A 480-nucleotide genomic window follows, 5' to 3' on the forward strand; every position below is an offset into this window, starting at 1 on the left:
CGCCGTGCCGGCCGCGCCGCCGGGCGCCGGGCGCGAACGCGATGGCCGGGGCGGCGGTGACCGTAGCGACGGCCGCGGCGGTGACCGTTTCGACCGCGACTTTAACGAGCGCAACCGGCAGCACCGGCCTGAACTGACCGGCATGCCCGCACCGGGCCGGCCGGCGCCGCTCGCCAATCCGGGAGTGTCCCCTTCGCCATTCACAGGCCGCGATGGCCGGCCCGGGTTCGACGATTATCGACAGCGCCAGCAGGCCCAGCAGGCCCAGCCGCTGCCGCCGCCGGCCCAACTGGCGCCACCCGTTGCCCCGGCTGAAGCCGCACAGCCGGGGCCGGGCCGCTTCGACTACCGCCGCGACAACCGGTCGGACTTCGAAGATCGCCGCCAGCGGCTGCAGCCGCCCGCAGCGCCCGCGCCCCCACCAGCCATGCTGCGCCATGCGCCGCAGCCTGTGCCGGCTGCTGCGCCGCCGCCGCCGCC

At 77.1% G+C, this 480-nt stretch carries 1 pseudogene; it reads left to right on the top strand.

Features of this window, described 5'->3' with window-relative positions:
• Positions 1-480 (top strand): annotated as a pseudogene (locus CR103_RS22970) (hypothetical protein); the annotation flags it as partial.

Source organism: Massilia psychrophila, assembly GCF_002760665.1.
In the GTDB taxonomy this organism is placed as follows: Bacteria; Pseudomonadota; Gammaproteobacteria; order Burkholderiales; family Burkholderiaceae_D; genus JAFCUW01.